Annotated in this window: 5 protein-coding genes and 1 pseudogene; 2 read left to right on the forward strand and 4 right to left on the reverse strand. The window is 58.2% G+C overall.

Annotation, left to right across the window (positions count from 1 at the left end; genetic code table 11):
* Positions 1 to 168 precede the first annotated feature (168 nt).
* On the forward strand, positions 169 to 1,800 hold the full coding sequence (locus ACIOU6_RS21830; protein ID WP_401138853.1) for a Na+/H+ antiporter: 1,632 nt from the start codon (positions 169 to 171) through the stop codon (positions 1,798 to 1,800).
* Here the strand turns inward: ACIOU6_RS21830 and ACIOU6_RS21835 are convergent.
* From ACIOU6_RS21835 to map, 4 genes are all read right to left on the reverse strand, one after another.
* Positions 1,793 to 2,539: a M12 family metallopeptidase gene (locus tag ACIOU6_RS21835; protein ID WP_401138854.1), complete on the reverse strand. Its 747-nt coding sequence runs from the start codon at positions 2,537 to 2,539 to the stop codon at positions 1,793 to 1,795. The two genes, ACIOU6_RS21830 and ACIOU6_RS21835, sit on opposite strands and share 8 nt — an antisense overlap.
* A 274-nt stretch (positions 2,540 to 2,813) precedes the next feature.
* Positions 2,814 to 4,013 carry a succinyldiaminopimelate transaminase gene (dapC, locus tag ACIOU6_RS21840; protein WP_401138855.1) on the reverse strand — a complete coding sequence of 400 codons (1,200 nt, stop codon included), beginning with the start codon at positions 4,011 to 4,013 and terminating at the stop codon, positions 2,814 to 2,816.
* A 44-nt stretch (positions 4,014 to 4,057) separates the two neighbouring features.
* The gene (locus ACIOU6_RS21845) at positions 4,058 to 6,760 is read right to left on the reverse strand and encodes a [protein-PII] uridylyltransferase (RefSeq protein WP_401138856.1); all 2,703 of its coding nucleotides are present in this window, start codon (positions 6,758 to 6,760) and stop codon (positions 4,058 to 4,060) included.
* Positions 6,761 to 6,803: 43 nt separating this feature from the next.
* On the reverse strand, positions 6,804 to 7,586 hold the full coding sequence (gene map / locus ACIOU6_RS21850; RefSeq protein ID WP_221732442.1) for a type I methionyl aminopeptidase: 783 nt from the start codon (positions 7,584 to 7,586) through the stop codon (positions 6,804 to 6,806).
* Between the two features lie 373 nt (positions 7,587 to 7,959).
* Between map and ACIOU6_RS21855 the strand changes: the two are divergent.
* Positions 7,960 to 8,130, forward strand: a pseudogene (locus tag ACIOU6_RS21855) (30S ribosomal protein S2); the annotation flags it as partial.
* Positions 8,131 to 8,149 lie beyond the last annotated feature (19 nt).

The raw sequence follows: 8,149 nt of genomic DNA on the forward strand, positions 1-8,149 counted from the left end.
ACAGGTGCTGGAAAAAAATGGTCTGGGATTATGCCATGCCCCTTCGGGTAAAGCGCAAAACCTGTGGGCGCGAGTTTGCGAGGCTGCGACGTAGGTGCAACGGTCACGCGCATCCTAAGCGGCTAATATGGCAGTTCAACGCTGTCGATCTCCTGAGATTTGCGCTTTATGCAAACTGCCTACACCGTTCTGATCCTGCTGATGCTGGTCAGCGTCTCGCGTTTGGTCGGACGGGTCATCCCGTTGCCATTGCCTCTGGTGCAAATCGCCGCCGGTGCCTTGCTGGCCTGGCCTACGCTCGGTCTGCATGTGGCGCTCGACCCTGAATTGTTCCTGTTTCTGTTCCTGCCGCCGCTGCTGTTCTCCGACGGTTGGCGCATGCCCAAACGCGAGCTCTGGCATCTGCGGGGGCCCATCCTGACGCTGGCGGTGGGGCTTGTGCTGTTCACCGTGGTCGGCGCCGGGTACTTCATTCATTGGCTGTTGCCGACGATTGCGTTGCCCGTGGCTTTTGCTTTGGCAGCCGTGTTGTCGCCAACCGACGCCGTGGCCGTCTCGGCTATTTCGCAAAATCGCCTGCCGACGCCGCTGATGCACATATTGCAAGGCGAGGCGCTGATGAATGATGCGTCGGGCCTGGTGACGTTCAAGTTCGCCTTGGCGGCAGCCGTCACCGGGGTGTTTTCGCTGACCAATGCGAGCCTGGACTTTGTTGTGGTGGCAATCGGCGGGCTGGCCGTTGGGGTGGCATTGAGCTGGTTGGTCGGGCGCGGGCGCGCCTGGATGATCGCCCGTGGTTGGGATGATCCGGCCACCCATGTGGTGTTTATGTTGTTGCTGCCGTTCGCCGCGTACGTTTTGGCTGAGCGCCTGGGTGTGTCGGGCATTCTTTCGGCGGTGGCGGCGGGGATGATGCAGAGCTGGCTCGACCTGCTGCCGCGCCAGACCAGCACCCGACTGCTCAATCGCAGCGTCTGGTCGCTGCTGGAGTTTGCCTTCAACGGCCTGATCTTTCTGCTATTGGGCTTGCAGTTGCCGGACATTATCAAGGCTGTGGTCAGCCATGAGCCAACGCTGTGGCCAACGTTGCTTTATCGTTGCCTCGATGTGTTGGCGATTTTCCTGGCGTTGGTGCTGCTGCGGTTTATCTGGGTACAAAGCATCTGGCGGTTGTCCGTGCTGCTGCGGCGTTTGCGTGGCAAAGGTGAGCTGACACAAGTGCCCACCGCCCGTTCCTGCTGGTTGTTGACCGTCGGCGGTGTGCGCGGGGCGGTCACGCTGGCGGGCGTGATGTCGGTACCGATGTTGATAGGGGCGGACGCATTTCCCGAACGTGATCTGCTGATCTTCATCGCTGCCGGCGTGATCCTGCTGTCGTTGATATCGGCATGCATTGTGCTGCCGCTGTTGCTGCATGGAATCCAGAAGAGTCCAGACGACAAACGCCGTCAGGAAGTCCGCGATGCCTGGCGCCAAACCGCTGAAGCGGCCATTCATGCGCTTGAAACCGAAGAGTTCCCCCCGCAGGACGCTGCGCAAGCGGCGTTGGCAGCAGAGCTCAAGGCCCGGATCATGTCCGAGTATCGCCATCAATTGGACGTGTTCAATGATTCCGCCGAAGCGCAGGCGCTGGCGTTCCAGATGGATCTGCTGGAACGTCATTTGCGTGTGAAGGCACTGCGGGCGCAGCGCCTTGAACTCTATAGCCTGAGTCGCCATCACCAGATCGGCGATGACGTGCTCAGGGAAGTGCTGGCTGACCTGGACTTGAGCGAGGCGAATCTGGGAAAGATCAAATAGGCAGTTCGCGATAGTTGATGGGGGGATAGGTCTGACTTGCAAACAACTTGTCCCCCTCGCTGATCGTTGTATTTATTTTCGTCTGCCAGTTCGACAAGGTCATGAAGGCTGGTACGTGGTAGTGCATGACGGAGTCTTTATCGTACTTTCCAAAAGACAGTGTTTGGGTCGGATCAACATCAAAAAGATTAAGGTTGACTTGTGCTTTGGTCCATCCGAAGTTGGTTTTGAAGAAGTTATAAACTACCGGTTTGTTCCATGGAATATTGGCCTGGGGGTGCAGGTGCGCATGATGGAAACCCAAGGCATGACCAAACTCATGAAGCAGTGTGCGCTCAAAATCGAAGTTGTCCGGTTCTACCCCGATGCACAGGGTCGCAAGGTCAGCGTCGATGGTGAGTGCTTCTGTCCCCATGGTCGAGTAGCTATCCTTGCCGCCCACAGCGATGCGAATTTCACCTTTGTCATCCGCTACGATTTCGAAGGCCAGACTGACGTAAGGCTCCCATTGGCGAATGATCCGTTCAATTCGGTCTCTCAGGTCCAAAGGAACATCGTGGGTGAAGGATATTTTAAGGGTGCTGGCGTTTTCCCAGAAATAGTCGGCATAAGCGACTGAGCGCTTGTGACGTCCTTGAGATAACGGTTGTACTCGGTCTTCGGTATGTTCTTCATTGATCGAGTCAGTGCAGTTGCTTTTATTCTGCAGCTTCAGTTCTACATAGTGGAATAGTTGCATGATCAACATCCGTGTGGGTTGTGAATGTCTGTCCTGATCCATTGGACAAACCTGTTAAAGCGGATGCGAAGATAATCTGGTTGGGTATTCTTTGGGTGCAGATGTTGTAACTTTATGCTGGAGCAATGTCCCGTTGTTGCATTTGTTTTTAGGGGTTGGAGTATTGGCGCACAGGGATAACTCAGGGCGGCCGGACAGGAGACTGTTGATGGGATGAATGTGTAACTTTTAATCAGGCCGTTGCGCCAGGTTGCCTGGCGCAAGACTTCGGAAGTTAGTGCTTGCGAGTAATAAAGGCGCGAATCCGCTCAGCCGCTTCAACGCATTCCGCCAAGGGTGCTACCAGCGCCATGCGCACGCGGCCAGCCCCAGGGTTGACGCCATCCACTTCCCGGGAGAGATAGGAGCCCGGCACCACGGTCACGTGTTCTTCGGCGAACAGGTCGCGGCAGAACGCAGCATCGTCACCTTGCACACTTGGCCACAGGTAGAAGCTGCCATCGGGACGTTGCACATCCATCACCGGGCTGAGGATTTCCAGCACCGCATCAAACTTCTCGCGATACAGCGCACGGTTGGCGCGCACATGCACTTCGTCGTTCCACGCGGCGACGCTGGCCAGTTGGGTTTGAACCGGCATTGCGCAGCCATGGTAGGTGCGATACAGCAGGAAGCCTTTGAGAATGTCGGGGTCGCCGGCCACAAACCCGGAACGCAGGCCCGGCAGGTTGGAGCGCTTGGACAGGCTGTGGAACACCACGCAACGTTTGAAATCCTTGCGGCCCAGTTCGACGCAGGCAGTGAGCAGGCCGGGCGGCGGCGTCTGTTCGTCGAAGTACAGTTCGCTGTAGCACTCGTCGGCGGCAATCACGAAATCGTATTCGTCGGCCAGGGCGATGAGTTTTTTCAGGGTCTCGACCGGGATCAACGCGCCGGTCGGGTTGCCCGGCGAGCACAGGAACAGAATCTGGCAGCGCTTCCAGATGTCCGGCGAGACGGCATCGAAGTCCGGGTTGAAACCGTTCTCGTCCAGGCACGGCAGGTAATGCGGCTCGGCACCGGCGAGGAAGGCGGCGCCTTCGTAGATCTGATAGAACGGGTTCGGGCTGACCACCAGTGCGTCGTCACCACGATTGACCACGGTTTGTGTGAAGGCGAACAGCGCCTCACGGGTTCCGTTGACCGGCAGCACGTTGCGCGCCGGGTCGATCCAGCCGGTTGGCACGCCGAAGCGGCGCTCGCACCAGCCAGCAATGGCTTCGCGCAGCGCCGCAATGCCGAGCGTGGTCGGGTACACCGCCATCTGATCCAGATTGTTGGCCAACGCCTCGGCGACGAAGCTTGGCGAGCGATGCTTCGGCTCACCGATGGACAGCGCGATCGGGCGCTTGTCCGGATTCGGCGTGACGGTGCCGAGCAGGGCGCGCAGCTTTTCGAAAGGGTAGGGCTGGAGCTGGTTCAGAGCGTTGTTCATTCGTGCAGGGTCTCAATGCAAAGCAGATTAATCCGGGCGCGCAGTCAGATGCTGATGCGCGACAGTTTGATATCGGGTTCCTGATTGACGCTCAGATGTTCGACGATCGCATCCTGCAAACGGCTGCACAGCAGCGGATCGGATAACGGCTGATTGTGCGCGTCGGTGATGAAGAACACGTCTTCCACCCGTTCGCCCAGCGTGGCGATCTTGGCGTTCTGAAGTGACAGGTCGAACTCGAGGAATATCCCGCCAACGCGCGCCAGCAATCCTGGCCGGTCGGGCGCGGTGAGTTCCAGCACCGTCACCGGTCGCTGGGCGTCGTTGTGGATCGTCACCTGCGGCGCAAAGGCAAAGTGCTTGAGCTGGCGTGGTACCCGACGCTGGATGATCGTCGGGTAGTCGTCCGGGTTGCGCAAGGCTTCGGTCAGGCCTTCGCGGATCTGCTTGACCCGTGCCGGGTTGTCGCCGATCGAGTCGCCATCGGTGTCGAGCACGATGTAGGTGTCGAGGGTGAACTGGCTGCTCGAGGTGATGACCCGGGCATCATGAATGTTCAGGTTGAGCTGGTCCATCGCGGCCACGGTCACGGCGAAGAAATCGTGCTGATCGGGCGCGTAAATGAAAATCTGCGTACCGCCCTCGAACTCGCGCTGGGTGGTTTCCTTGACCAGCACCAGTGGGCCACCATCGGCGGGCTGCTGGAGAATTGCATCGCTGTGCCAGGCCACATCGCCTGCTGTGTGACGCAGGAAGTAGTCATCGCCCAACTGCGCCCATAATTGCTCGACATCGTCCGGATCGGTACCGCCGCGCACCAGGATGTCCAGGGCAGCGCTCTGGGTCTGGCGGATCTGCTCTTCGCGATCCACTGGGTTCTCGAGGCCACGGCGCAGGGCGCGTTTGGTCTCGGTATAGAGCTGGCGCAACAGGCTGGCGCGCCAGGAATTCCAAAGCGTCGGGTTGGTCGCGTTGATATCGGCGACCGTCAGCACATACAGGTAGTCGAGGCGGGTTTCGTCGCCGACGGCTTGAGCGAAGTCGTGGATCACCTGTGGGTCGGACAAGTCCTTGCGTTGGGCCGTGGTCGACATCACCAGATGGTTTTGCACCAGCCAGACGATCAGGCGGCTGTCCCACACCGGTAACTGATGACGCTGGCAGAACGCCTCGGCATCGACCGCGCCGATTTCCGAGTGATCGCCATGCCGGCCCTTGCCGATGTCGTGGTACAGGCCGGCGAGGTAGATCAGCTCCGGTTTGGGCAACTTGCCCATGAGCTTGCTGGCCAGCGGGAATTTTTCCGACACCTGGGTGTACTGCAACTTACGCAGGTGTTTGATCAGGTTCAGGGTGTGTGCGTCGACTGTATAGATGTGGAACAGGTCGTGCTGCATCTGCCCGACGATAAAGCCGAACTCCGGCAGGTAGCGCCCGAGAATGCCGTAACGGTTCATCCGCCGCAGGTTTCGGTGGATGCCGACCTTGCACTTGAACAGCTCGATGAACAGGCTGGTATTGCGGATATCGTTGCGGAAGTTGTCGTCGATCAGGTGACGGTACTCGCGCAGCAGGCGAATGGTGTCGGCACGCACGCCTTTGATTTCAGGCTGCTGAGCCATCAACACGAAAATTTCGAGCATGGCGAACGGCGTGCGGCGGAACACGTTGTCACTGCGCGCCTCGATATAACCGTCGTGCAGTTGGAAGCGCGAGTTGATCGGTTGCGGCGGTGCTTCGTCCTCCGGTGCGAGAATGACCTCTTCGAAGTGCTGGATGATCAAGTCGCTGAGCTGGGCGATGCTCATCACTACGCGAAAGTACTGTTGCATGAAGTTTTCGACGGCCTGCTTGGCGTCGTCACCTTCAAAACCCAGTAACCCGGCAATGGTGCGTTGATAATCGAACAGCAGACGGTCTTCAGAGCGTCCGGCCAGCATGTGCAGGGCGTAACGCACCTTCCACAAAAACTCCTGCGAAGAGGCGAGCAAGGCGTTTTCGCTCTCGACCAGGAAGCCTTCGCCGGCCAGTGCGCGCAGGTTGAGGGTGCCGTATTGACGACGGGCAACCCAAAGAATCGTCTGAATGTCCCGCAGTCCGCCGGGCGAGCCTTTGACGTTGGGTTCCAGGTTGTATTCGGTGTCGTTGTACTTGTGGTGGCGAGTCTTCTGTTCGGCGCGCTTGGCCAAAAAGAATTCTTTGGCCGGCCACATGTGTGCGGTACTGGTGACGTCCAGCATGCGCTGGCGCAAACGCTCGGGGCCGCAGATGGTGCGGCTTTCCATCAGGTTGGTGACCACCGTCAGGTCGGCGCGGGCTTCTTCGGCGCATTCATCGACCGAGCGAACGCTCTGACCGACTTCGAGGCCGATGTCCCACAGCAAAGTCAGAAAACGCTCGATGGAATCGCGGAAAACTTCGTGATCGGCGCTGTCCAGCAGGATCAGCAGATCGATATCGGAGTAGGGGTGCAACTCACCACGGCCGTAGCCGCCGACCGCTACCAGCGCGATATCGGCGTCTTCACTCCAGTTGAACTGCTCCCAGGCCTTTTGCAGGATGTTGTCGACGAACCAGGCGCGGTCTTCGATCAGCCGGCGGATGTCGCGGCCACCGCGAAAGCGTGCGTCGAGCACGTCGCGGGCCTGGCGGATGGCCTTCTTGAACGCCGCTATAGGGCTCGCTTTCAGGGCCAGTTCAGCCTGGAACTGGCCGCGGTCGAAGAGTTCGGGATCCACCTGCGGCATCGATTGGCTTTCCTTCTGTAAAAGGCTGGGAACGTGCTGGGGATCAGGCCGAAATGCGCGGGATGGTGTCGTCGGCGCGCAGAGTGAAGATCTCGTAGCCAGTGTCGGTTACCAGCAGGGTGTGTTCCCACTGTGCCGAGAGCTTGCGGTCCTTGGTGATCGCCGTCCAGCCGTCGCCCAATACTTTAGTGTCGGCCTTGCCCTGATTGATCATCGGCTCGATGGTGAAGGTCATGCCGGCCTTCAGTTCCATGCCGGTACCCGCGCGGCCGTAGTGGAGGATCTGTGGCTCTTCGTGAAATACCTTGCCGATGCCGTGCCCACAGAATTCACGAACCACCGAGAAACCGTTCTTTTCCGCATGCTTCTGGATGACTTCACCGATGTCACCCAAGCGGCAGCCAGGTTTGACGATCTCGATGGCCTTGTACATGCATTCCTGGGTGATCTGCGACAGGCGTTCTGCCCAGACCGGCACTTCGCCAACATGGAACATGCGGCTGGTGTCGCCGTGGTAACCGTCCTTGATCACGGTAACGTCGATGTTCAGGGTGTCGCCGTTTTTCAGCGGTTTGTCGTTCGGGATGCCGTGGCAGACCACATGGTTGATCGAGGTGCAGATCGACTTCGGATAGCCCTTGTAGTTGAGCGGGGCAGGGATGGCTTGCTGCACATTGACGATGTAGTCGTGGCAGATCTGGTTCAACTGATCAGTGGTAATGCCCGGTTTTACATGTTCGGCAATCATTTCCAGCACATCGGCGGCCAGTTTGCCGGCGACACGCATACCAGCGATGTCCTCGGGGGTTTTGAGGTTGACGGTCATACAGGCTCTCTCTGCGCTCGGCGGCGCTTGCTGATACGGATAGGGTGGCAACTGTTGGTTTTGCGACCCTGAAAAACGCGATTCTAACAGACGAAAGGAGCAATTCCGCGCCGGCGTGTATCGCTTCTCTCTATACAATGCTGGGTGCCGGGCCGATTCCAAGGGGGCTGCGCCCATGTCCTTGGTGTGATTACAGATTTCAGGTTCCGTTTCTGCACACCCTGTGGTATAAAATGCGCCGCTTTCCGGGGATGCCCCGAAAAGCTTAAATCCACACACGTGTCGACACGATGACCTGGGTGCTTTTGGCTTTATGCCACTGGTTGGTCATTGGGATACGTGGAGGCCAAACCCGACTTATTAAGGAACTATCATGTCCCAAGTCAACATGCGCGATATGCTGAAGGCCGGTGTGCACTTCGGTCACCAAACCCGTTACTGGAATCCGAAAATGGGTAATTAAAATTAAGGCGCGATTAACAAGATTCACATTAACTACCTAGAAAAAACCCTTCAAATGTTCAACGAAGCTCTGACATTCTTATAGCGACTGGCCCAGGGCA

It is taken from the genome of Pseudomonas sp. NPDC087615 (assembly GCF_044743445.1).
Lineage (GTDB): Bacteria > Pseudomonadota > Gammaproteobacteria > Pseudomonadales > Pseudomonadaceae > Aquipseudomonas > Aquipseudomonas baetica_A.

Coding starts and splice junctions, on each gene's coding strand:
- ACIOU6_RS21830 (WP_401138853.1), top strand. CDS start 169: ATGCAAACTGCCTACACCGTTCTGATCCTGCTGATGCTGGTCAGCGTC.
- ACIOU6_RS21835 (WP_401138854.1), bottom strand. CDS start 2,539: ATGCAACTATTCCACTATGTAGAACTGAAGCTGCAGAATAAAAGCAAC.
- dapC (WP_401138855.1), bottom strand. CDS start 4,013: ATGAACAACGCTCTGAACCAGCTCCAGCCCTACCCTTTCGAAAAGCTG.
- ACIOU6_RS21845 (WP_401138856.1), bottom strand. CDS start 6,760: ATGCCGCAGGTGGATCCCGAACTCTTCGACCGCGGCCAGTTCCAGGCT.
- map (WP_221732442.1), bottom strand. CDS start 7,586: ATGACCGTCAACCTCAAAACCCCCGAGGACATCGCTGGTATGCGTGTC.